Consider the following 22,872-nt stretch of genomic DNA (forward strand, 5'->3'; position numbering starts at 1 on the left):
CATGTTAAAGAAACCATAATGAACGATGGTTTCTTTTCGTTTTTATAGTTTTTGTAATGTAAGAGTTTTATTCATTTGCATTTTAATTTGTACTTGTATTATCTTTTATTTTGTATTACAATAACACATGTTGATTTCGTTTAAACTCGATCGGATTTTGTAAATAATCTCATATGAGAGTATAATAAATTTAGACCGTATATTACACGCGCACGTGTTCTTAAAATATCGTTTAAACCAGGAGGTTGTTTTATGCACTCAGGCATCATTCGTGAAACTGTCTTACTCGACAAAGTCGCGAGAGAAAAAGTCGAAAAATTAGAAAAAGAAAAGGCCATGTTGGACATCAAAATCAAAGCCGATGAAAAGAAAATCCAATTGGAAAATATGGCTTTTATTCAAAAGACAATTGATGACACCAAAACCAATTTTGAAAATGAGATTGCGTTAAGAAAAGAAACTGAATTGAAGAAATTCAATGACAATCTCGCTTTAATCAAATCACAATTTGATGAACATGAAGAACAGTGGATCGATATGATCTATTCTTTTTGCATTAAGTAGACAGAAAAGAGGTCAAGATGAGTCCTTTAGCAAATAACGCCATCATTGCGAAATCCAAAGCAATTTATGGCAGTTTTCTGAAAGAAGAAGACTATGAACGTCTTGTGAAATTTAGATCGATTCCAGATTTGGTCGGGTATTTGAAGAAACATAAAAATTACCAATTAATCCTAAAAGATGTTCAAGAGAATTCAGTCCACAGAGGACAACTCGAAGCGTTAATCCGAAAGAATTCATTCGACCATATATACCGATTAATCAAAATGGTCTATTCAAAAGATGAATCCTTTTACAACTTAAACATCGTCACACAAGAAAATGAATTGATTCTTTCCGTTCTTCGTACCATCATCTCAAAAGAGTTTGATGAAATGAAAGGGAAAATCCCTTACTTTTTTGATGTGCATACCCCAATTGAAATCGATAAACTATTAAAAGTAACGACATTCGAAGAATTGCTTGAAGCAGTCAAACGTTCTAACTATTATGACATATTGAAGCCGTTTTATGTCAAAGACCCAAATATGATTCGCTATTTAGATATTGAACATGCATTGGAATCTTATTACTACGATCAAGCATTCGAACGCATTGGTAAAAACTACAGTGGATCTTTGAAACGTGATTTAGAAAGTATCTTTGAAACACGCATCGAGTTGGGTAACATCATCAAGATTTACCGTTTGAAGAAGTTTTATCAAGCAGACCCGGTAACCATTAAAAACGTGTTGATTAAAAAACATTCACGAATCAGTGAGAAAAAAATGGATGAAATCATCCACCTTAAAGACCCAAACGCCATACTAAAATACTTATCAACGAGTGAGTTTTCTAGATTTGCGAGCGATAAAGATTATGTGTATGTCGAATACTATGCTGGAAAAATCAAATACGATTTAGCACGCAAATTCATGTATTTTTCGACGGATGTACCAAAAGTATATATGGCTTTTGTTACGATGTCTGAAATTGAAATTGAAAATATCACCAACATCATCGAAGGTATTCGTTACCAAGTCGATGAAAATGAAATTAAACAAATGTTAATTTATTAGGAGGCATTTATGGGAATTGCAAAAGTAAATCTCATTGATTTAACCTCAAATGTCAGTAATTTAGATAAAGTACTTACCAGATTCATCGATTTGAAAAACTTTCACCCGATTTTAGCGAGTGAAATTGTCGAACGTGTCCATGGCTTAACATCCTTCGTGGCTGAAAACCCATGTCAAACCATGTTACAAGAAATCGAAGATATCGAAACCAAGTACGACTTAAAGTTACCGAATATTGAGTATCGTGATGAGAACTATAACTTAAATGAAATGTATGATTACATTACGGAAATCAAACGTTCATTAGAAGAAGAAGTAACACAAATTAAAGAACTAGAAGTTTTCATTGAAAAATATGAAAATGCACTCATCCAAGTTAAAAATATAGCGAGCTTAGATGTGTCATTAGATGACCTATTCGCTAGTCAGTATATCTCAATTCGATTTGGTCGTTTACCCATCGATTCGGTAGAAAAATTACGTTTCTTCCAAAATCGTCCATTTGCCTTCAAATCATTCAATACCGACCACAACTACGTTTGGTGTATGTATTTCACAACCGATGAATACAAACGCGAAGTGGATAACATCTTTTCCTCATTATTCTTTGAGAGAAGTTTCATTCCAGATTTCGTTCACGGTACACCAAAAGAAGCAGCGGAACGTATCGAATATGAAATCGCTCATGCGAGAAATCAAATCATGAAATACCGCAGTGATATGTGCAATATTACCGATGGTTGTGAAAATCGTCTTTCGATGATTAAAGGTGAATTGCTATTCCTAAACCGATTATTTGAATCTAAAAAATATGTGGTTGGTCTGGGGGATAAATTCACCATCAGTGGTTTCGCTGAGGATGCAGATGTCAAAGTATTCCAAGACACCTTTAAAGACATGACCGATGTTGAAATAGAAGTCAACGCCGCAGATACAGACAAGCGTGTTACACCACCAACCAAACTCAAGAATGGCTGGTTCAGTAAACCCTTTGGTATGTTCGTTGAAATGTATGGATTACCTGGTTATAACGAACTCGATCCAACCCCGTTTGTCGCGATTACATATTCCATTTTATTTGGTATTATGTTTGGTGACTTAGGTCAAGGTTTGGTATTGATGTTATTAGGCTATTTAGCTTATAAATTCAAAGGCATGCGTTTAGGCGCTGTAGGGGTTCGTATCGGATTATCTTCAGCCATCTTTGGATTATTATACGGTTCATTCTTTGGTAATGAAGAAATCTTAACCCCATTCTTTACCGATATTTTAGGTTTACCAGGTAAACCAATTCATATCATGGATAGTGATTTTACCATGACCTTGCTCATCAGTGCGATTGCGATTGGTGCGCTGTTGATTTTATCGACTATGATCTTAAACATCATCACCATGATCAAAAAGAAAGACTATGTTGAGATGGTGTTCTCACACAATGGGATTGCCGGCATGATGATGTATGGATTCGTTGTGGTGGCGGCCGGTTTACAAGTCGGCTTAGGTATCCCTGTGGTCAATATCTTTACCATCCTTGGGTTTGTTGCCATCCCACTCATCATGATCTTCTTCAAAGAACCTGTACATCGAAAAATTCATAAACATCCGATGTTTCCAGCAGGTTTTGGCGGATTCTTCATTGAAGCGTTCTTTGAATTATTTGAAATCGTACTTTCGTATTTAACCAACTCCATGTCATTCTTGCGTGTTGGTGGGTTCGTATTATCCCATGCCGGTATGATGTTGGTTGTGTTCACACTCATGGGTATGGTGGGCAATGCTAGCCTCTTGGTCATGATTTTAGGTAATATCTTCGTGATGGTGCTTGAAGGAATGATCGTTGGTATCCAAGTACTTAGATTACAATTTTATGAAATGTTCTCGCGTTATTATTCAGGTAATGGTATCGCGTTCAACCCAATCAATCAATAATAGGAGGAAAAATCATGTTAACAGTTATTGAATTAGTATTGCCATTAGTATTACTCGTATTAATCACCTTACCACTTATTAAAGTATTTAAAGGTAAAACCACAGTCGAATCTGCGCGTAAAAGATTATTAACACACATCAGCGGATTCTTCAGCATCATCGCTTTTGTATTTGTATTCCAAATGATTTTCAGCCCTGCGTTACAAGCAGCTGAAGGCGATGTAGCCTCGATTGCAGGAACCATGGCTCAAGGTTTAGGCTTCATTTCTGCAGCCTTATCGACAGGGATGTCCGCTTTAGGTGCCGGTATCGCCGTAGCCGCAGCAGCGCCAGCAGCGATTGGAGCGTTCTCTGAAAATGAAAAGAACTTTGGTAAAGCCTTGATTTTCGTTGCCTTGGGTGAAGGGGTAGCGATTTACGGTATCTTAATCTCCATCTTGATCATCAACAAATTATAATCGAAAGAAGGCGTCTCTATGAGATTTTTCTTAATCAGCGACAATGTCGATACAGAGGTCGGCATGCGACTAGTCGGCATCGATGGGGTAGTCGTCCATGAAAAGGACGCGTTTTTGAACGCGCTTGAAGATGCCCTACAAGACCCTAATATCGCCATTATTTTGGTTACGACCAAACTGGTTGAGTTAGCGCCACAAATCATTTCTGAAATCAAATTGACAGAGTCTAGAAAACTCATTGTCGAAATTCCTGACCGACATGGTACAACCAATATTGGTGAAGCAATTGACCAATACGTGAGTGAAGCCATTGGCGTCAAACTGTGAGGTGACACCATGTCATACTATAATGAAGACCAACTCAAAAAATACTTTGAAAAAGCCATTCAAAGAGAGTCTACCAAACGCGTCGAAGCGTTAAAAAAAGAAATTGATTATGCCTATCAAAAAGAAATGGCTAAAGTCATTTCAGATTTGGACATGAAGAAGAAGTTAGAACTTAATAAATTGATGCGCGATGTTCATGCAGAATATCAAGACAGATTAAATCAAATCGGGGCTGGATATGATGAAATGCTCATCAAAGAACGCAGCGTGATGATCAATCATATCTTTGACAAAGTCTATAAGAAGTTACACAAATATGTAGCCACAGAAGACTACGTTAAACACATGTCCAAACAACTTGAAAGTGTGCAATCTTTCATCGGTATGGCTACGATTGATGTGATGATATCGACCAAAGATGAATCGCTAAAACAAGCTTTTTCGAAAGTAAAAGGCATTCGTTTGGTTCAAACCGATGAGGTTGAAATTGGCGGATTTATTGCCGTATCTAACGAAAAAAACATTCGTATCGACGAAACACTCGATGCGAAATTAGCCAATCAACGCGATTGGTTCTATCAAAACGCTAAGTTATTCATCAAACAATAAAGGAGGTAACCATGGGCAATACAGTATATTCTATCAACGGTCCAGTCGTTACCGTCCAAAACGCGACCGATTTTTCAATGTTAGAAATGGTTTATGTGGGACATGAACGTCTTTTAGGCGAAGTCATTTCCATCAGTAAAACCAAAACCGTGATTCAAGTGTATGAATCGACCACAGGGATCAAAGTAGGTGACCCCGTATTCGGCACCAATGAACCCATATCCGCTTTACTTGGACCTGGCTTGGTCAGAAACATTTTTGACGGGATCGAACGTCCACTCAAAACGATTCAAGCAGCTCAAGGGATCTATATCCCAACGGGGTCTGACGTTAAACCTTTGGATGAAGACTCAACCTGGGAAGTCACCCCAACCGTCCATGTCGGCAGTTTGGTTCATTTTGGCGATATTTACGCCACCATTCCTGAAACAGCTTCGATTTTACATCGCTTAATGATACCACAGGGTATTCAAGGGACTGTTACTTGGATAGCACCTAAGGGCACTTACAAACTCAAAGACATTATTTTAAAAGTCAAAGATGAAAAAAATCAAGTCCATGATTTGGGTTTAACTCAAAAATGGCCGATCAAAACACCACGTCCTGTGAAACAAAGATTACCAATTTCAATTCCACTGGTCAGTGGTCAACGTGTCATCGATACATTGTTCCCGATTGCTAAAGGCGGAACCGCCGCAGTACCGGGCGGATTCGGTACAGGTAAAACCATGATGCAACACCAGTTTGCGAAATGGTGTGATGCCGATTTAATCGTTTACGTTGGTTGTGGCGAACGTGGGAATGAAATGACACAAGTACTCGAAGAGTTCTCTGAATTGATCGACCCAAGAACCAACAAACCACTTTTAGAAAGAACCGTGTTGATTGCCAACACATCCAATATGCCTGTTGCTGCACGTGAAGCCTCCATTTATACTGGGGTTGCGATTGCTGAATACTATCGTGACATGGGTTATCATGTCGCTGTTATGGCTGACTCCACCTCTCGTTGGGCAGAAGCCTTACGTGAAATCAGTGGTCGTTTAGAAGAAATGCCTGCTGAAGAAGGTTTCCCCGCTTATTTACCAAGCCGTATTTCACAATTCTACGAACGTGCGGGTTATGTTCAAACCTTATCCAATCAAGAAGGTTCTGTCACCATCATTGGGGCAGTTTCGCCTCAAGGTGCGGACTTCTCAGAACCAGTGACACAAAACACCAAACGCTTTGTACGCAGTTTCTGGGCACTTGACAAGCAATTGGCTTATATGCGTCACTACGCTGCGATCAACTGGAATTTAAGTTATTCTGAATACATCAATGATTTAACCAAATGGTATGACCAAACCGTCAGCCCAAGATTCTTAACCAATCGTCGTGAAATCATGTCGATTCTGGCCGAAGAAAATAAGCTTTTGGAAATCGTCAAACTCATTGGTAGTGATGTCTTACCGGATGACCAAAAATTGGTCATTGAAATTGGTAAGGTCATTCGTTTAGGTTACCTTCAACAAAACGCATTCCATAAAGACGATACGTTCGTACCTTTGGAAAAACAATTGAAAATGATGGATGTCATCTTGTATCTCAATAAACGCGCTAAAGTGTTTATTGAAAGTGGTAAATCCTTCAACTTGCTGTTTGAAACGGGTATTTTTGACCAAGTCATTAAGATGAAGTACGATGTACCGAACAATCAAATTGAAATGTTAGATGCTTATCAAGATAAAATTGATGAGATTATTCAAGCCATTAAGTAAGGGGGTTTATTAATGAATTTACAATATATTGGACTAGATGAAATTAATGGACCTTTGATCTTCTTAGAAAACACAGCCAATGTGGGCTACGAAGAGATGGTTGAAATCAAACTCCAAAATGGTCAAACCAGATTTGGTCGTGTGGTTCAAATCGAAGGTTCTAAAGTAGCCATTCAAGTATTTGAAGGCACACACGACATATCCTTAAAAAATACATTTACCAAATTTACTGGACACCCGGTTGAAATGTCGCTTTCAAAAGAGATTTTGGGACGTACCTTCAATGGTTCAGGCAGACCCATCGATGGCCTCGGAGAAGTCTTTATCGACGAGAAGAGAAACATCAATGGTTATCCATTGAACCCAGTAGCACGTGTGTATCCACGCAACTATATCCAAACCGGTGTTTCCACCATTGACGCATTGACCACACTGATTCGTGGCCAAAAATTACCGATATTCTCTGGGTCTGGGATGCCACATAACGAATTGGCGGTTCAAATTGTAAAACAAGCCAAGATCGCGGATGGCGATGATTCTAAATTCTGTATCGTATTCGCTGCCATGGGTGTTAAAAATGACGTTGCTGAGTACTTTAGAAAATCATTTGAAGAAGCTGGGGTCATGCATAAGGTTGTCATGTTCTTGAATTTATCCAATGAACCCATCATTGAAAGAACACTTACCCCACGTTTCGCTTTAACCGCCGCAGAATACCTTGCCTATGTTCATGACATGCATGTGTTGGTTATTTTGACCGATATCACAGCGTATTGTGAAGCATTACGTGAGTTTTCCAGCAGTAAAGGTGAAATTCCTGGTAGAAAAGGGTACCCTGGTTATCTATACTCCGACCTAGCGTCTGTGTATGAAAGAGCCGGTATCGTTAACAATGCGAAAGGGTCTGTGACTCAAATCCCAATCCTAACCATGCCAAATGATGATATTACGCACCCAGTACCGGATTTAACTGGATACATCACCGAAGGTCAAATCGTTCTTTCCCGTGATTTAAATCAAATTTCAGTATTTCCACCGATTGGGGTCCTACCTTCCCTATCCCGTTTGATGAAAGATGGTATTGGTGCAGGTTACACCCGTGCTGACCATGGGTCTGTTGCCAACCAATTGTTCGCTTCATACGCGATGGTTCAAGACGCGAGAAGTTTAGCAAGCGTTATTGGTGAAGACGAATTATCCACCGTCGATAAGCAATACATCGAATTTGGTAAATTGTTTGAAAAACACTTCATTGGTCAAGGGTTCGATGTGAACCGTTCAATGATGGATACCTTAGATTTAGGTTGGGATTTATTATCGGTCTTACCTAAAGATGAATTACACCGTATTGACCAAAAATTAGCGGATCAATTTTATAACCATGAACGTGCCGTCGAACGATTCCATTTGGTAACCAAACACTATGTCAAAGGCCTTAAAGGTGACCGCTCATGAGTAGCCAAGTTTTCCCAACTAAGGGAAATTTAATGGCACTTCAAAAGTCCTATGCACTAGCCAAAAAAGGCTACGAGTTGATGGACCGTAAACGCAACATTTTAATCCGCGAAATGATGACCATGTTGGAGGATGTACGTGTGGTTCGTAATGAACTTTCGGACACCTATAAAAAAGCGTATCAAGCCCTTCAAGAAGCCAATATCACCTTAGGTATCGTATCAGACATCGCCAAATCCATTCCGTTGGATCAAAATGTGTCGGTCAGTTATCGAAGCGTGATGGGGGTTGAAATCCCTGAAGTAACCCACTTTTCTGAACACGTTAAAATCACCTACGGGATCGGACATACCAATACCAAATTTGACTATGCCTATAAATCCTTTTTAAAGGTGAGAGAACTCACCGTCAAATTGGCTGAGATCGATAACGCAACCTATCGATTAGCGAACGCCATTAGACGTTCACAAAAACGTGCCAATGCCCTTCAAAACATCGTGATTCCACGATTTGAAGCCGACATTAAGTTCATTACCGAAGCACTAGAAGAAAAAGAACGCGAAGCTTTTACCAGACAAAAAGTCATTAAAACTCAACAAGAAAAACGAAAATTAATGAATAAAGAATGAAAAATCGGCTATTTTTGCCGATTTTTTCTATTATTTTTGTTGTTGTAAATCTTCAAACATGGCTTTAATCGTGTCTACTTTTAAACTACATGTTGTCTTTTGACTGCAGTTACAGCCCAAGCCTGTTTTACGTTTGATGAATCTAAAGTACGTAATGGCTGTTAAAATGCCGATGACTATGATTAGAATGATGACGTCTACAAGGGTCATAGAAGGCCTCCAATGAATGTCAAGGTTTGATAGATGACGATACTAAGCACATAGGCTAAACCTGTTTGGAACAAAATGGCTTGCCACATCTTTTTTGCAGAACCTAATTCCTTACGCATCGCGCCGATGGCACCAAAGCATGGGGCAGAGAATAAATTAAACGTCATAAAGGCATAGGCTGACGCTGGTGTGAAGAAAGCATATATTGGGGCATTTAAAATAACATTACCCTCAGTAATATCGGCCGATAACCCACCGATGACTGCCATCGACGAAACCACCTGTTCTTTCGCAACCAAACCTTGAATGGCAGAAACGGAAGTCGCCCAAGATAGATCGCCTAACATCGGATAGAAGAGATAACTGAAGACTCGACCGATATAAGCCAAAATGGACTCATCCACGTCAACACCATAAGTTAGCGTGATAGAAAATGAGGTTAATAACCAGATGATGATGGAAGACATCAAAATGATGGTCCCTGCTTTTTCAATGAATTCAGCGATTTTATCATACACATCCCTAACCGTATATCTTAGGTTTGGTAATTTATAATTAGGCAATTCAGAGATGAAGGCCGATGGTGTACCTTTAAAGAAAAATGTTTTCATGATGATGGCCGATAGTAAGATGATTAAGATGGATAACACATACAAACTAAAGGAAACAAATCCAGCATAATTTGGAAAGAAGAATCCCGCAAATAATGCGATGATGGGAAGTTTTGCACTACATGGGATGAAAGGCGTAACCATGATTGATATACGACGTTCATCTTGACCTTCAATGGTACGGGTTGCCATAATCCCTGGGATGCTACAACCTGAACCTAGAATGAATGGAATTAACGATTTCCCAGAGAGTCCGAATTTCTTAAACAACCTATCAAGGAAGAAAGCGATTCGGGTCATATAACCGGTAGATTCTAATAAACTGATGAGGATAAACAATAAAATCAATTGAGGGACAAAGTTTAATACAGCCCCAACCCCAGCAATCATCCCATCAGCTACCAAGGAAGCCGACCATTCAGAAGCCCCGATGTTGCGTAACCAATCGAACATCCAACTGGATAACGCAGAAACATTGCCATCGATAAAATCGACGGTTAGGCTACCGATGACACCGACTGAAATATAATAAATCAGGAACATAATCAAAGCGAATATCGGTAATGCTAACCATTTATTTAAGAATATTTTATCCAATAGTTCAGTGGTATGATCGCCATGATGTAACCGCACAAAGGTTTGAGATTTTACTTTTTCGATATAATCGTATCGACCACTCGCGATGATGGTTTCAATGTCTTGTTGATAGGATTGTTCAAGCGGTTTAATCCATTTATCGATGTCTAGCCCTACGGATTCAATGATGGGATCTTTTTCCAATAACTTGATTGCGATAAAACGTGCGTGGTCTTGATGGATTTGACTGACTAAATGACCAATGATTTTTTCGACGTTTGGTCTAAAAATAGATTGTGTTTGATGCTTAATGTACGTTTGACTTTCAATGATGTCCACCAATTCTTTAAGACCTGAACGCTTCAATGCGGATATCTTAACAATGGTGGTTTGAAGTTGTTTTGATAAGGCTTTAATATCGATTGAAATGCCTTTTTTATCGAACATATCCGCCATATTTAAAGCAATCACCATATCGATATTCAGTTCCATCAACTGGGTGGTCAAATATAGACTACGTTCAATCGATGTCGCGTCGATGATGTTGATGATTAAGTCGGGTTTCTCTTGAATCAAGAATGCCCTTGATAAAGCTTCTTCAAGCGTATAGGGCGATAAGGAATAAATCCCTGGTAAATCGATGATTTCATGGGTACCATTGGAAATGTAGCCCACTTTTTGTTCAATCGTTACCCCAGGCCAGTTACCAATTTTTTGATTAGCACCGGTTAACGCATTGAACAAAGTGGTCTTACCACTATTTTGATTGCCAATCAGTGCTATTCTCATAATGGGTGAACCTCGATGAATGATAGGTCAGCTTTTCTCACACATAAATCATAATCTCTGACTTTAATATCATAAGGATCACCCAGGGGTGCTATGTGTTTGATTTCAACCACGACCCCAGGCGTAATACCCATATCTAATAGACGACGTTTGATTTCTTTAGACGTGGATTCAATTTTGATAACCCGACCTTTTTGACCTGTTTTTAATTGGTCTAAGGACAAGGTTTGTAAATCGCATGTAGGCATAAAAAAACACCCCTTTAACACTCATTATGATAATCAAATTGAGGGGTGATTTCAAATGAAGTTATAATTATTTTAAATAGACTTATAAATTAGAATCGTCTTTCTTGACTTTAGTTTTCTTTTCCGGCACTGGGTCATATTTTGGCTTAAAAAGTGGGTTACAGGTGAGGACACGTTTGGTCGATAAATACATGGCTTTAGGGAAACTAAAACGTTCAAAACACCCCAATGCATAATTCGAACATGACGGCTTGTGTCTACAAACAAAATGCTTGTTAGGAGAGACGTTTTTTTGATACCATTTAATGAGTTTGACTGATCGTTTTTCCATCTTTTTCACCCATCGCCATTATACCACAAATTCACACATAAAAAAGAGATGCGCAAACCAAAGGCGTTATGTTATAATTTAATCAAGTAGTGAAACCGATTTCAAGGAGGAAAATGATATGAAGGTTTATGATACAAACCAAATCAGGAACATTGCCATCCTAGGACATCTAGGATCAGGAAAGACCAGCATTGCTGAAGCATTATTATTTTCAAGTGGTGCCATTAGCTCACGTGGCAGCGTCGAAGCTAAGAACACCGTATCCGATTTTATGGATGAAGAAAAAGCGAAACAAGGTAGTTTGTCGACTAGTATCATCCCAATTGAGTACAATGGCATTAAACTCAACTTTTTGGATGTGCCAGGCACCGATGAATTAGACAATGAAATCAAACAATCCCTTTCAGTCGTTAAAGGTGCAGTATTGGTCGTTGACGCTTCTAAAGGCGTTGAAGTAGGCACTGAAAAACTATGGAAAGAAATTCGCGATATGCATATTCCAGCGGTTATTTTCGTGAACAAGATGGACAAAGAAAATGTCAAGTTCGAAGATGTTTTAGAAAGTATTCGCGTTAAACTAGGTAAAAAAGCAGTCCCATTTTGTTGGCCAATTGGTCGAAATGAAAACTTCGAAGGTTTTGTGAATGTCATTGAAATGAAAGCCCGTATTTACGACGGCACCACTTCACATGACGCCCCAATTTGGGATGAGAAGAAACCAAAGATTGAACAACTTCGTAATATGATTATGGAATCCGTCGCTGAAACCAGTGATGAACTCCTTGAAAAATTCTTTGGTGGCGAAGAATTAACCGAAGAAGAAATCAATGAAGGCTTAAAGAATGGTATTTATCATGGTGAATTAACACCAGTCATCGTCGGTTCTGCAACGAAGAACATTGGTATTCGTACGATGTTAGGTATGCTTGCAAAATTCTTACCTCAGCCAGATCAACTTAGAGCCCTTGAAGGTGTAAATCCTAAAAATGATGAAGCTGTGGTTAGACATACCAAAGACGAAGAACCATTCTCAGGTTATGTATTTAAAACCACGATTGACCCATTTGTTGGCGCAATCAATATCATCAAAATCAATTCAGGAACCTTAAAAACTGGACAAGAAGTGATGATTGGTAATTCCGGTAAGATGGAAAAGATTGGTGCGTTATTTGCGTTACAAGGCAAACAACAATTCCCAATTGAATTGGCCCATGCCGGTGACATCGTCGCGGTATCCAAACTTGAAAATATCCATACCGGTTATACATTATCAGATCCAAAAAATCCTATCGTGTATGAACCAACCAAGACATTAAAACCAACCATCTATGTAGCAATCAATCCAAAGAATAAAGCCGATGAAGATAAGATTTCCAATGCATTAACCCGTTTAAACATTGAAGACCCTTCATTTGAAATCGTTCGCAACAAAGAAACAGCCCAACAATTATTGGGTGGTTTAGGAATGACACACATCAACTTCATCATTGACCGCATGAAAACGGTATTCAAAGTTGAAGTAACGACAGAAGAACCAAAAGTTGTCTATCGTGAGACCATTAAGAAAAAAGTTGAAGCTGAAGGTAAACACAAGAAACAATCCGGTGGTGCTGGTCAATTTGGTCACGTATTCATTCGTTTTGAACCATCCGATAAAGAGTTTGAATTTGCTGAAGAAGTCTTCGGTGGATCTGTCCCTAGAAACTACTTCCCAGCCGTGGAAAAAGGCTTGATAGAGTCTTTTGAACACGGTCCATTGGCAGGTTTCCCAGTCATCTTCGTGAAAGCAACCCTATTTGATGGGTCTTACCATCCAGTCGACTCCAATGAACTTTCATTTAAATTGGCTGCTAACCTCGCATTCAAAGATGCTGTTAAATCGGCACAACCGACCATCCTTGAACCAATTCTAAAGATGTCCATCACAGTGAAAGATCAATTCGTTGGGGATGTCATGGGCGATATGAACAAACGTCGCGGTCGTGTCATGGGTATGAGTCAGTCGGATGAAGGACAAGTCATTGAAGCTGAAGCACCAGAATCTGAAGTTCAAAAATATATCATCGACTTAAAAGCGATGACTCAAGGTTCCGGTATCTTCCAACGTGAATTCGTGCGTTATGAAGAAGTCCCACAACACCTCATTGATGGTATCATTCAAAAATACAAAGAACACTAATCGTTAAGAGCACTTCGGTGCTCTTTTCTTTTAATAGCCATACAAGAGGTATATATCTATTGGTGATCCTTAATGAAATGTTATCAATGTCGAATCCATTTTTACCCTAAACGTACATTAATGACCTTATTCGAAGAACCTTTGTCACTTCGATGTCCAAGTTGTGATCGAAGGTATCCCCGTTTTATTACGAAAACAGTCATCCCAATTGAAGGGCATTTGTTGTTTCACTACACCTTATTTGACGCAACTTACCCAATTAAAGAAGAAGCATTCTTAGATGAAACATTAAAAATCCTATTAATATTTCTACAAAAAAGAGCTCAACGCGATTTAATTATATTTCGTGAAGAGCTCGACTTGGATTTTTTTGAATGTTTAGAAGCTATAAATGAATGTGATATTTTTCTCATTTCCCTATTCCCTTCTAAACTCATGATATAATATAAGTGTAAGGGAGGATACATATATGAAATATGATATCATTGGTAAAAATGGTTTTGAACCTACCGAAGCAATCAAGAATTATTGCCAAAAAAGGTTAAACAAAGTCGTCTCCTTTTTCGACACAGAATTGATTCATGAAGTTAGAGTCGTTCTGAAGGTGTACAAAGATCACCACAAAGTCGAAGTCACCATCCCTGCGAAAGGCATCATCCTTCGCGCAGAAGTGTCTGACCCAGACATGTACACCGCTATCGACAAATCAGTCGATAAATTGATCACACAGATCAAGAAACACAAGGAAAAACTCAAATCACACTTGATTAAACAAGGGTTGAAGAAAGTTTACTCCGAAGAATTTGAAACCGAATCGATTGAAAAAGAATTGTTGGCTTCCCAATTGGTGAAGAACAAAGAAGTGAAGTTACAAGCCATGTCCGTGGATCAAGCCTTGATCGAAATGGAAATGTCAGGTCATGACTTCTATGTATTCCTAAATGAAGCTACCAACCAAGTCAACGTCGCTTACATCCGTGAAGATGGCGATTACGCTGTGATTGCAACCAAATAGACATAATAAAAACAGTTCAACCAATAATTGAACTGTTTTCTTTTTGATTTATTTTAATAAGAATGAATCGAATGTATCGTCTTCAGTAGGTTTTTGTTCCTCAACTGCTTCAGCAATCACATTGCCACCACTGACTTCAAGATAGAATTCTGCTTGTGCTGCATTGATATATGGAATAACCCAAATAAATGCGATACCAAATGTGATTAATCCAAGCAACACCCAACCAATGAAGGATAAACCAAGAATGAATAAATCCATTTTGTGGCCTTTCATCATTTCTTGAGATTCATCTAGTGCTTCAGTGATGCTAATGGTTGGATTATCTGCCAAAATATACGGAGCCATGGCATAGGCAAATGCTTTAATGATCCCTGGAATGATGAAGAGTAACATCCATAAAAAAATGAGCAACCCGGTCAATAAACTTAACAAGATACTGCTGAGAAAGCTTTCTTTATAACCATCAAATAAAACTTCAACATCTGGACTGAGTTGTTTGGAAAACTCGATAAAATACTTATTAAGCCCGATGGCTAAAGGTGCGGTAATAATCGTACTCAATAAACTGGCTGTAGGCATATTTCGGAAAATTGCAGATAACACCCCTGTTATGACCATGTAAATCAATGACACCGCAATTGGACCACCCCAGTTGCCTGAAAGCTTACCCCAAGCGGCTTGTCTTAAATCACTACTATTCTTAAGTTAACGTCCTCCTAAAATTAATTGTAACATAAAACATATGAAAAAAACACACTGAATTTAGTGTGTTTTTAAATGGGACTAAATGAATATTATTTTTGGAATTTCGCTTCAACAACATCCCAGTTAATGACTGAGAAGAATGCTGCAACATAATCAGGACGTCTGTTTTGGTAGTTTAGGTAATATGCATGTTCCCAAACGTCTAGTCCAAGAATTGGTGTACCTTCTGCAAGCGGTGTATCTTGGTTAGGTGTAGAAGTGACTACTAAGCCTTTAGGTGTCTTAACAAGCCATGCCCAACCAGAACCGAAACGGGTCTTCGCAGCGTTACCAAACGCTTCTTTGAATGCGTCAAATGAACCAAATGCTTTGTTGATTTCTTCTAACAAGGCACCTTTTGGCGCTTTAGATCCACCTGGGGTTAATACTTCCCAGAATAAGCTGTGGTTGAAATGTCCGCCAGCGTTATTTCTAAATGCCATACGGATATCTTCAGGTACTAAATTGAGGTCCTTCAATAATGCCTCAAGTGGTAAATTTAATTCAGGGTGTTTTTCCAACGCTGCATTCGCGTTAGTCACATACGCATTGTGGTGTTTGGAATAATGGATTTCCATTGTTCTTGCATCAATTGCAGGTTCTAATGCATCATAAGCATAACCTAATTTTGGTAATTCAAATTTCATAGTGATAAATCCTCCTTCAACACCTCTATTTTACTCCAAAATCTTATTTAAAACAAACCAAATGCTTATTTATAAAACCATGATTATTTGAAAATTCATTGCATTGTGCTATAATAAGCCATGGCAAGTAGGTGCTTTATATGTCATTATCCAAACGCATTAGACGATTTTTCTTCATTACACCCGCACGAACTATATTTACCATATACCTAATAACCATCTTAGTCGGTGGCTTTTTGTTGTGGTTACCGATTTCACAAAATCTTGGGGTTGAATTATCGTTCATCGATGCCTTATTCATTTCACTATCTCAAATTTCTTCAACAGGGTTATCACCAGTCTCACAACGAGACACCTTCAACACACTGGGTGGAATCATCTCTATTTTTATCCTTGAAATTGGTGCTGTTGGTATCATGATGTTGGTCGCGTCATATTGGGTCATCATCGGTAAAAAAATATCCTTAAAAGAACGCAATCTGATCGCTTCTGAACAAAATCAATTTACGGTCAAAGGGATCATTCGGTTGATCACCAACGCGATGATTGCTGTTGGTGTGATTCAAATACTATACATCATCATCATGACCATTTATATTTACACAGTTCAACCTTTCCAAGCATCATTTGGTGAAGCGTTGTTCCAATCGGTGTATCTCGCTGCAGCCGGGTTTGCCAATGCGGGATTTGATTTCCTGCCAGGCAATCAAAGCTTTATGGTATTTAATGGCTATTACTTACCTCAAATTCTAACCATGATCATCATCTTTATTGGCGGTGTTGGCTTTTGGCCATTGGCAGAAGTCGTCTTATTTATCAAAAATAAGCTCCATAAAAAACCATATAAAATGTCATTCATTTCTAAAATGTTGATTGTCAGCCACTTTGTACTCTGGATGTTGTCAGCACTCATTTATTTCGTGATGGAGTATGAACACTCCATGAAAGGCAATCCACCATTAGATATATTAATGAATGTCTTATTCATGACCAATAATGCGAGAAGTGCTGGTTTCTATAATACACCAGTCACCAACTGGGCAGAAGCCACTCGATTGTTTTTCTCGATGCTCATGTTCATTGGTGCCGCACCGAATTCATCGGGTGGTGGGATTCGTATGACCACATTCTTCTTATTAACTTCTGGTTTAATTTCCTTTGGTAGACACCGTAAACAAGTGTTCTTTGCTGGCAAGGCGATTAAAGACCAAGCGGTTAAAAAAGCTTATATGGTATTTGCGCTCGCCATCATCTTAGTGATGTTATCCACGATGTTTATCTCGATTGTAGAACCCAACCGTTGGACCATCATGGAGATTGGTTTTGAGGTCGCTTCAGCCTTCGGGACTGTTGGGTTATCGCTTGGATTGATTCCTTACATTGGTGTGTATTCTAAATTGATTATCATGCTCAATATGTTCGTGGGTCGTATCGGGATTTTAACCGCGATTGCGATGTTAGAAAATAAAAAGGAGACAACCAATGTTGTCACCTATGTTGAAATGGATATGCTGGTCGGCTAAAGCGACTTCAGTTTTGTTTCATCAATATCGATATAAATGGTCTTTTGTTGGGTATACGTTACATTGTATCCAGGAAGGCCTTTTATTTTTTTGATGAATTTGATTTTGGTATAATCGACAGGAATCGATGATGATTGACGTTGTGGGCTATAATATGCCGCTAACATGGCACACAATCGAAGGGATGTTTCATGGAAAGCACCACGCAATAAGACGTGTGCACCTGGACCGTGTTGAACGTGAAACCAAAGATCGGTAGGTAACGCAAATACATTGGTTAAATAATTATTCTGTTCAGCGGTTTTTCCAATATATATTTCAAAATCTGCCATTTTATACGATAAAAATGTTGGTTTGGTGGGTTTCTTTTTTGGGTTGATTTTGAGTTTAATCAAACCAACTTCGCCCAGTTCTTTCTTAATATCATCTAAATCATGTGAAGAAAGGAGGGGTAATTCTAACAATAAGTTTTGATAGTATTGGTGGAAGTCTTTGGTTATTTTGATTTGTGTTTCGATGGGCTGAATGGCCTTTTTGGCCTTATGATATTTCAAATAAAGCGATTGAGCATTTTCATTCAATGTTTTTTGACTGTCTAAATGAATATCCCCCAATTGGCTGAGTTTTGAACTCAAATCAGCACCAGACTGATAAATACCATCGGCTTGAATCTTATATTGTTCATAACCCAAATTAGCATTTAAATCCGCGAATAAATGACTGAGTTTTAAATCCAATCGCTTTAGTTCTTTATCAATGAGTTTTTCAAGATCACTGTATTTGGGTGTATCGCTTTGATAAAAAGCTTCCATCAACTTAGATAAACTATCGAATCTTAGATGGGGTTTGGATGGGTCTGGATTGAATGGATAAATTTGTTTTTTAGGTTCAAGTACTAAGGTTGGATTGACAGGTATATCTAAAGGGTTTTGACGATGTTCAATCACATAGGTTGCTGTATCTAAAGCGAACCCAATGTATGTATTCATGAATTGTTTTGGGCTTTCAATTTGATACATCAAAGGCACATCTTCCATGGTGAACAACTTTTTATCGGATGGAAAAAAAGAAAACTCGCTCTTATTTAAAATGCTGCGTTTATCGATTGAAAACTGTTTATAGTATGCCTCAACAACCAGATGATTCTCGAGTAAAATCAGGTTTGTCGTACGGCCCATGGTCTCATAGACAAGCTGATAATGCTGATAGCCGAATATCGCATCCAACTTTTGGAAATCAAACACCATTACACGGTCCATCAAATGTTGTGATATTCGCGTGATTTCGGCATTTTCCAAATATCTTTTCAACGCATTCAGCAGGTTTGAAGATTCATCACCATAAGGTGCATTGTCGGATAATCTAACGTGACTTTTATTGGGGTTTAGTTCAAAAATAACGTAGTGTTCGCCTTTTTGATAATAGCTCAAAACAAACGTATCTTTTGACGTCTGTCTGACTTTTTTGATGCGTACCCCGAGAAGGGCTTGATTGAGTTCTTTGGTTAAATGGTACATGAAATACCCATCTAGTGGCATACAATCACCCCTTGTTAGTATAACACAGTTAAATTTTTTTATTCCCCCTAATGTAAACGTATACTTCGGAAATTGCGTGTAATGGCTTTACTATTATGAAATAATCGGTTATAATTTATAAAAGTCAGTGTAAATGAGAAAGGGGTAGATACTGTGAAGTTAAACGATCGTGGTTTACTAATCGTCATCTCCGGTCCATCTGGTGTCGGTAAGGGTACAGTACGCAAAGCCCTCTTTGAAATGAAAAATCATGACCTCATTTACTCCGTTTCGATGACGACCAGACCACCTCGTCCAGGTGAGGTGGATGGGGTAGATTACTACTTTGTCACGAAGGAAGAATTCTTAAAACGCATCTCTGAAGGTAAGTTTTTAGAATGGGCTGAATTTGTTGGAAACTATTATGGCACCCCACTCGATAAAGTGGAAGAACAACTCGATTTGGGTAAAGAAGTTGTCCTTGAAATCGAAGTTGAAGGGGCTCTACAAGTGAGACAAAAAGCCAAAGATGCTGTCTTTATTTTCATTGTACCGCCAGGTAAAAAAGCGCTTTATGACCGTTTAATTAAACGGGGTACCGATTCACCAGAAATGATTAAAAAACGCATGGAAAAAGCAGATCGTGAATTCATCCTTGCACACAAATATGACTACATCGTTGTGAATGATGATGTCAATAACGCTGCGGATCGAATCATGGCGATCATCCGTGCTGAACATGCGAGAACAGAACGCACCATTCATGCTTATATGAAAATGCTCAAGGAGGACTAAACGTATGATAGAACACAAAAATGGGATGAGATATCCTTCGATTGACGCCTTACTAGAAAAGGTGGACTCCAAATACAAATTGGCTTATATTTCAGCCAAAAGAGCGAAATCCATTCAAGAAGATAACGACCATTCATCGATTGATAAGCCGTTATGCAAGAAACCAGTTGGGATTGCGCTAGAAGAAATTTTACAAGACAAAATCCAAGTAGAATTCGTAGACAAAGTAGCCGAGTAATGGCTACTTTTCTTTTTTTATGTTAAAATATGTCCGAGGTGTTTAGTTTGGATTTAATCAAAGAAAAGCTCAAAACACTCCCGGAATCACCGGGTTGTTATATGATGCTGAATGCGAAAAACGAAATCATCTATGTCGGTAAAGCCAAAAACCTGAAAAATCGCGTCAGAAGCTATTTTACCGGTTCTCATAACTTAAAAACAACAAAACTCGTCAGCGAGATTGTTGATTTTAATTATGTCCAAACCAATACCGAACGCGAATCATTGATTTTAGAGCTCCATTTAATCAAAGAAAATTTACCAAGATATAACATCAAACTGGTCGATGACGCGACTTATCCATTCATCACAATCACCGATGAAAAAGACCCTCGTTTGATTGTTGAACGTGAATCCACCAGACATTTAGGCAAGCGCTTTGGTCCGTATCCGAATGTCTATAAGGCTAGAGATACCGTCAAATTACTGAATAAAATATACCCCTTACGCAAATGTGATAAAATGCCCAAAAAGGCATGTTTATATTATCATTTGAATCAATGCTTAGCCCCATGTATCCAAAAAGAACCGATTGACTATAAACCCATCATCCAAGAAATAACCGCTTTCTTAAAGGGCGATACCAAAAAGGTGGTTCAAGACCTGAAGACAGAAATGTATAAAGCGTCTGATGCAATGCAGTATGAACAAGCCTTAGAATACAAAGAAATGATCGATTCGATTGAGTTTACGACTGAAAAGCAACTGATCAGTTTAAACGATTTCCAAGACCGTGACTTTATTGCTTACCATGGCGATCATGAAGATGTTTCAATTCAGATATTGAAAATGCGTGCGGGCAAAATCATCGATGTTAAGTCGGAAATTTTCGGTTATGTCGGTGCCATTCAAGACGCTGTCAATGAGTATGTTTTACAAACCTATGAAGATAAAACCAAATGGCCAGATGAACTCTTGTTTTCCGATTTATTCTTATTAGCCGACATCGAAATGATGTTTGGGAAAAAAGGATCCATCCCGAAAATTGGAGATAAAAAGAAATTGGTCGACATGGCGTTTAAAAACGCGAAATATGATTTTGAAAATTACCGCTATCTAAACCGTATCGAATCTGAAAAAACCAAAGAAGCCGAAGACGCGTTTAAAGCACTGATTGGTTTAGAAAACATCGAACGTGTCGAAATCTTTGATAATGCTCACTTATTTGGTGACGCTAGTGTATCCGCGATGGTTGTGTTTAAAGCCGGTAAGCCATCGAAGTCGGATTATCGTAAATACCATATCAAACAAGCAGCGAAAATGGATGACTATGGCGCGATGCGCGAAGTCATCTATCGCCGTTACCAAAAAGCATTGATGGAAAACACCCCATTACCTGACCTCATCATCATCGATGGTGGGAAGGGACAAGTCTCGGTTGCGAAAGATGTCACAGAATCGCTGGGTTTAACCATTCCGATGATTGGTTTGAAAAAGAATGATAAGCATCAATTAGAAGCGATTGTGTATCAAAATGACGTATTTCCACTCGATAAATCGAGTTACTTATATACCTATTTAGGTAAAATGAGCAACGAAGTTCATCGTTTCGCCATCTCTTTTCACAAACAAACACGCGCCAAAGCATTGATTCGAAGCCAACTCGATGGTATCATAGGAATTGGTGAAAAGCGTAAAACGAAATTATTAGAAACCTTTGTTACCATCGACGCGATGAAACAAGGCGATCTTGAAACCTATCAAAGTATCGGCATCAATGAAACCTTGCGTGAGCGAATTATCACCCACTTAACGCTATTAGAAAAGAAGGAAACTGAATGAAACGAGTCATTCATCAAATCAACGAAGACCACCACTACTTTACCTGTATCGTCGATGGTAAAGAAGAAGCCTATTATTTAACCAAAGCCCAAGCCAAAAAGTTCTTTGATTATTTAGACCGTGGCTATATAGTCGATTTTGAATTATACAACAAAAGAAAAATCATTTTCGGTCGTTATGCTTGGCAAGTCGCGTATTTTTCCGCGATTGAACGCCCCGCTTACCGAACCAACAAAATGCTCTATGATTTATCCAACATCAGACATCAAATGAAATCCATTTTACAAGGGTTTGGTTATTTGTTGTTTTTAGATTTAGAAATGACGATGCCACCCTATTATAAAGGCCCATTTGAAGCTGAAATCATTCAGGCTGGCTACATTTTAAGAAGCCCTGCGGGTGAAGTTGTTCAACAAGGGTCGATGTACATTAAACCAACCAAATATAAGAAGATTTCACCCAGAACTGAAAAGTTTTTGAAACTGGACCAATCCTATTATGATTTAGCCATCGATTACCATATCTTTTATGACCAATTACGTGATATGATAAGCATGTATGATCCAAAAATCATCGTTTGGGGTAAGAATGACATGCTCGCTTTAAAAGCGTCTTATGTCATTAACGAAGTAGAACCTCTGGCTGACATGAATGCGTTTGTGAACCTATTACAGATTCATAAAACCTATTACAATCTCTCCGACGATTTAGGGTTATTTAAAGCCTATGAAATCTATTATCACGACACGTATCACCAATCCCATGATGCTTTGGATGATGCGAAAGTGACTTTAATGGTGTATGAAGCTTTACTCAAAGAAATGAAGGGGGCTTAAC

The 22,872-nt window shown here is 38.5% G+C and carries 22 protein-coding genes and 1 pseudogene; 16 read left to right on the forward strand and 7 right to left on the reverse strand.

Annotated elements, in window-relative coordinates:
- The first annotated feature begins 252 nt into the window (after window positions 1–252).
- Genes N7548_RS05990 through N7548_RS06030 form a run of 9 tightly spaced genes read left to right on the forward strand, consistent with a single transcriptional unit; the run spans window position 253 to window position 8,786 of the window.
- Entirely contained in the window at window positions 253–564 is a 312-nt protein-coding gene (locus tag N7548_RS05990) for a hypothetical protein (RefSeq protein ID WP_263608560.1), read from the forward strand.
- A gap of 17 nt (window positions 565–581) precedes the next feature.
- Window positions 582–1,619, forward strand: coding sequence for a V-type ATPase subunit (locus N7548_RS05995; RefSeq protein WP_263608561.1), 1,038 nt, complete (start codon window positions 582–584; stop codon window positions 1,617–1,619).
- 9 nt (window positions 1,620–1,628) lie between these two features.
- Window positions 1,629–3,548 carry a V-type ATP synthase subunit I gene (locus N7548_RS06000; RefSeq protein ID WP_263608562.1) on the forward strand — a complete coding sequence of 640 codons (1,920 nt, stop codon included), beginning with the start codon at window positions 1,629–1,631 and terminating at the stop codon, window positions 3,546–3,548.
- A 14-nt stretch (window positions 3,549–3,562) separates the two neighbouring features.
- Window positions 3,563–4,006, forward strand: a complete 444-nt coding sequence (locus N7548_RS06005) for an ATP synthase subunit C (RefSeq protein ID WP_263608563.1) — start codon at window positions 3,563–3,565, stop codon at window positions 4,004–4,006.
- Window positions 4,007–4,024: 18 nt separating this feature from the next.
- Entirely contained in the window at window positions 4,025–4,333 is a 309-nt protein-coding gene (locus N7548_RS06010; RefSeq protein WP_263608564.1) for a V-type ATP synthase subunit F, read from the forward strand.
- Between the two features lie 9 nt (window positions 4,334–4,342).
- The gene (locus N7548_RS06015; protein WP_263608565.1) at window positions 4,343–4,942 is read left to right on the forward strand and encodes a hypothetical protein; all 600 of its coding nucleotides are present in this window, start codon (window positions 4,343–4,345) and stop codon (window positions 4,940–4,942) included.
- A gap of 11 nt (window positions 4,943–4,953) precedes the next feature.
- Entirely contained in the window at window positions 4,954–6,702 is a 1,749-nt protein-coding gene (locus tag N7548_RS06020) for a V-type ATP synthase subunit A (protein WP_263608566.1), read from the forward strand.
- Between the two features lie 12 nt (window positions 6,703–6,714).
- Window positions 6,715–8,157 (forward strand): V-type ATP synthase subunit B, encoded by a 1,443-nt coding sequence (locus N7548_RS06025; protein WP_263608567.1) that lies wholly within the window; start codon window positions 6,715–6,717, stop codon window positions 8,155–8,157.
- Window positions 8,154–8,786 (forward strand): V-type ATP synthase subunit D, encoded by a 633-nt coding sequence (locus N7548_RS06030; RefSeq protein ID WP_263608568.1) that lies wholly within the window; start codon window positions 8,154–8,156, stop codon window positions 8,784–8,786. The genes N7548_RS06025 and N7548_RS06030 overlap by 4 nt, the downstream gene beginning before the upstream one ends.
- Before the next feature lie 30 nt (window positions 8,787–8,816).
- On the opposite strand, the gene N7548_RS06035 is transcribed toward N7548_RS06030, so the two are convergent.
- From N7548_RS06035 to yidD, 4 genes are all read right to left on the reverse strand, one after another.
- On the reverse strand, window positions 8,817–8,996 hold the full coding sequence (locus N7548_RS06035; RefSeq protein WP_263608569.1) for a hypothetical protein: 180 nt from the start codon (window positions 8,994–8,996) through the stop codon (window positions 8,817–8,819).
- The gene (gene feoB, locus N7548_RS06040; RefSeq protein WP_263608570.1) at window positions 8,993–10,972 is read right to left on the reverse strand and encodes a ferrous iron transport protein B; all 1,980 of its coding nucleotides are present in this window, start codon (window positions 10,970–10,972) and stop codon (window positions 8,993–8,995) included. The genes N7548_RS06035 and feoB overlap by 4 nt, the downstream gene beginning before the upstream one ends.
- Window positions 10,969–11,220 carry a FeoA family protein gene (locus tag N7548_RS06045; protein ID WP_263608571.1) on the reverse strand — a complete coding sequence of 84 codons (252 nt, stop codon included), beginning with the start codon at window positions 11,218–11,220 and terminating at the stop codon, window positions 10,969–10,971. Before N7548_RS06045 ends, feoB begins: the two co-directional genes overlap by 4 nt.
- Window positions 11,221–11,302: 82 nt before the next feature.
- Window positions 11,303–11,551, reverse strand: a complete 249-nt coding sequence (gene yidD, locus N7548_RS06050) for a membrane protein insertion efficiency factor YidD (RefSeq protein ID WP_263608572.1) — start codon at window positions 11,549–11,551, stop codon at window positions 11,303–11,305.
- A gap of 118 nt (window positions 11,552–11,669) precedes the next feature.
- Here yidD and fusA point away from each other — a divergent pair, with 118 nt between their 5' ends.
- Window positions 11,670–13,730, forward strand: coding sequence for an elongation factor G (fusA, locus tag N7548_RS06055; RefSeq protein WP_263608573.1), 2,061 nt, complete (start codon window positions 11,670–11,672; stop codon window positions 13,728–13,730).
- A 469-nt stretch (window positions 13,731–14,199) separates the two neighbouring features.
- Entirely contained in the window at window positions 14,200–14,745 is a 546-nt protein-coding gene (gene hpf, locus N7548_RS06060; protein ID WP_263608574.1) for a ribosome hibernation-promoting factor, HPF/YfiA family, read from the forward strand.
- A 48-nt stretch (window positions 14,746–14,793) separates the two neighbouring features.
- Here the strand turns inward: hpf and N7548_RS06065 are convergent.
- Both N7548_RS06065 and N7548_RS06070 read right to left on the reverse strand, forming a co-directional pair.
- Window positions 14,794–15,438: pseudogene (locus N7548_RS06065) on the reverse strand (DUF975 family protein); the annotation flags it as partial.
- A 104-nt stretch (window positions 15,439–15,542) separates the two neighbouring features.
- On the reverse strand, window positions 15,543–16,139 hold the full coding sequence (locus N7548_RS06070; RefSeq protein WP_263608575.1) for a superoxide dismutase: 597 nt from the start codon (window positions 16,137–16,139) through the stop codon (window positions 15,543–15,545).
- A gap of 140 nt (window positions 16,140–16,279) precedes the next feature.
- Between N7548_RS06070 and N7548_RS06075 the strand changes: the two genes are divergently transcribed.
- Window positions 16,280–17,662 carry a potassium transporter TrkG gene (locus N7548_RS06075; RefSeq protein WP_263608576.1) on the forward strand — a complete coding sequence of 461 codons (1,383 nt, stop codon included), beginning with the start codon at window positions 16,280–16,282 and terminating at the stop codon, window positions 17,660–17,662.
- Here the strand turns inward: N7548_RS06075 and N7548_RS06080 are convergent.
- On the reverse strand, window positions 17,659–19,200 hold the full coding sequence (locus tag N7548_RS06080) for an Rqc2 family fibronectin-binding protein (RefSeq protein WP_263608577.1): 1,542 nt from the start codon (window positions 19,198–19,200) through the stop codon (window positions 17,659–17,661). The genes N7548_RS06075 and N7548_RS06080 overlap by 4 nt on opposite strands.
- A 153-nt stretch (window positions 19,201–19,353) precedes the next feature.
- Between N7548_RS06080 and gmk the strand changes: the two genes are divergently transcribed.
- The 4 genes from gmk to N7548_RS06100 are packed head-to-tail and all read left to right on the forward strand — an operon-like array spanning window position 19,354 to window position 22,871.
- On the forward strand, window positions 19,354–19,974 hold the full coding sequence (gene gmk, locus N7548_RS06085) for a guanylate kinase (protein WP_263608578.1): 621 nt from the start codon (window positions 19,354–19,356) through the stop codon (window positions 19,972–19,974).
- 4 nt (window positions 19,975–19,978) lie between these two features.
- Complete coding sequence (gene rpoZ / locus N7548_RS06090; RefSeq protein WP_263608579.1) at window positions 19,979–20,212, forward strand: DNA-directed RNA polymerase subunit omega; 234 nt, start codon at window positions 19,979–19,981, stop codon at window positions 20,210–20,212.
- Between the two features lie 47 nt (window positions 20,213–20,259).
- On the forward strand, window positions 20,260–22,035 hold the full coding sequence (uvrC, locus tag N7548_RS06095) for an excinuclease ABC subunit UvrC (protein WP_263608580.1): 1,776 nt from the start codon (window positions 20,260–20,262) through the stop codon (window positions 22,033–22,035).
- Window positions 22,032–22,871 carry a 3'-5' exonuclease family protein gene (locus N7548_RS06100; RefSeq protein WP_263608581.1) on the forward strand — a complete coding sequence of 280 codons (840 nt, stop codon included), beginning with the start codon at window positions 22,032–22,034 and terminating at the stop codon, window positions 22,869–22,871. Before uvrC ends, N7548_RS06100 begins: the two co-directional genes overlap by 4 nt.
- Window position 22,872: the final 1 nt, after the last annotated feature.

This window comes from Paracholeplasma manati, assembly GCF_025742995.1.
GTDB lineage: Bacteria > Bacillota_I > Bacilli_A > Acholeplasmatales > UBA5453 > Paracholeplasma > Paracholeplasma manati.

Coding starts and splice junctions, on each gene's coding strand:
- N7548_RS06015 (WP_263608565.1), top strand. CDS start 4,343: ATGTCATACTATAATGAAGACCAACTCAAAAAATACTTTGAAAAAGCC.
- yidD (WP_263608572.1), bottom strand. CDS start 11,551: ATGGAAAAACGATCAGTCAAACTCATTAAATGGTATCAAAAAAACGTC.
- N7548_RS06045 (WP_263608571.1), bottom strand. CDS start 11,220: ATGCCTACATGCGATTTACAAACCTTGTCCTTAGACCAATTAAAAACA.
- N7548_RS06070 (WP_263608575.1), bottom strand. CDS start 16,139: ATGAAATTTGAATTACCAAAATTAGGTTATGCTTATGATGCATTAGAA.
- N7548_RS06025 (WP_263608567.1), top strand. CDS start 6,715: ATGAATTTACAATATATTGGACTAGATGAAATTAATGGACCTTTGATC.
- N7548_RS05990 (WP_263608560.1), top strand. CDS start 253: ATGCACTCAGGCATCATTCGTGAAACTGTCTTACTCGACAAAGTCGCG.
- N7548_RS06020 (WP_263608566.1), top strand. CDS start 4,954: ATGGGCAATACAGTATATTCTATCAACGGTCCAGTCGTTACCGTCCAA.
- N7548_RS05995 (WP_263608561.1), top strand. CDS start 582: ATGAGTCCTTTAGCAAATAACGCCATCATTGCGAAATCCAAAGCAATT.
- hpf (WP_263608574.1), top strand. CDS start 14,200: ATGAAATATGATATCATTGGTAAAAATGGTTTTGAACCTACCGAAGCA.
- N7548_RS06035 (WP_263608569.1), bottom strand. CDS start 8,996: ATGACCCTTGTAGACGTCATCATTCTAATCATAGTCATCGGCATTTTA.
- fusA (WP_263608573.1), top strand. CDS start 11,670: ATGAAGGTTTATGATACAAACCAAATCAGGAACATTGCCATCCTAGGA.
- N7548_RS06075 (WP_263608576.1), top strand. CDS start 16,280: ATGTCATTATCCAAACGCATTAGACGATTTTTCTTCATTACACCCGCA.
- N7548_RS06080 (WP_263608577.1), bottom strand. CDS start 19,200: ATGCCACTAGATGGGTATTTCATGTACCATTTAACCAAAGAACTCAAT.
- rpoZ (WP_263608579.1), top strand. CDS start 19,979: ATGATAGAACACAAAAATGGGATGAGATATCCTTCGATTGACGCCTTA.
- N7548_RS06005 (WP_263608563.1), top strand. CDS start 3,563: ATGTTAACAGTTATTGAATTAGTATTGCCATTAGTATTACTCGTATTA.
- N7548_RS06030 (WP_263608568.1), top strand. CDS start 8,154: ATGAGTAGCCAAGTTTTCCCAACTAAGGGAAATTTAATGGCACTTCAA.
- N7548_RS06000 (WP_263608562.1), top strand. CDS start 1,629: ATGGGAATTGCAAAAGTAAATCTCATTGATTTAACCTCAAATGTCAGT.
- N7548_RS06100 (WP_263608581.1), top strand. CDS start 22,032: ATGAAACGAGTCATTCATCAAATCAACGAAGACCACCACTACTTTACC.
- N7548_RS06010 (WP_263608564.1), top strand. CDS start 4,025: ATGAGATTTTTCTTAATCAGCGACAATGTCGATACAGAGGTCGGCATG.
- feoB (WP_263608570.1), bottom strand. CDS start 10,972: ATGAGAATAGCACTGATTGGCAATCAAAATAGTGGTAAGACCACTTTG.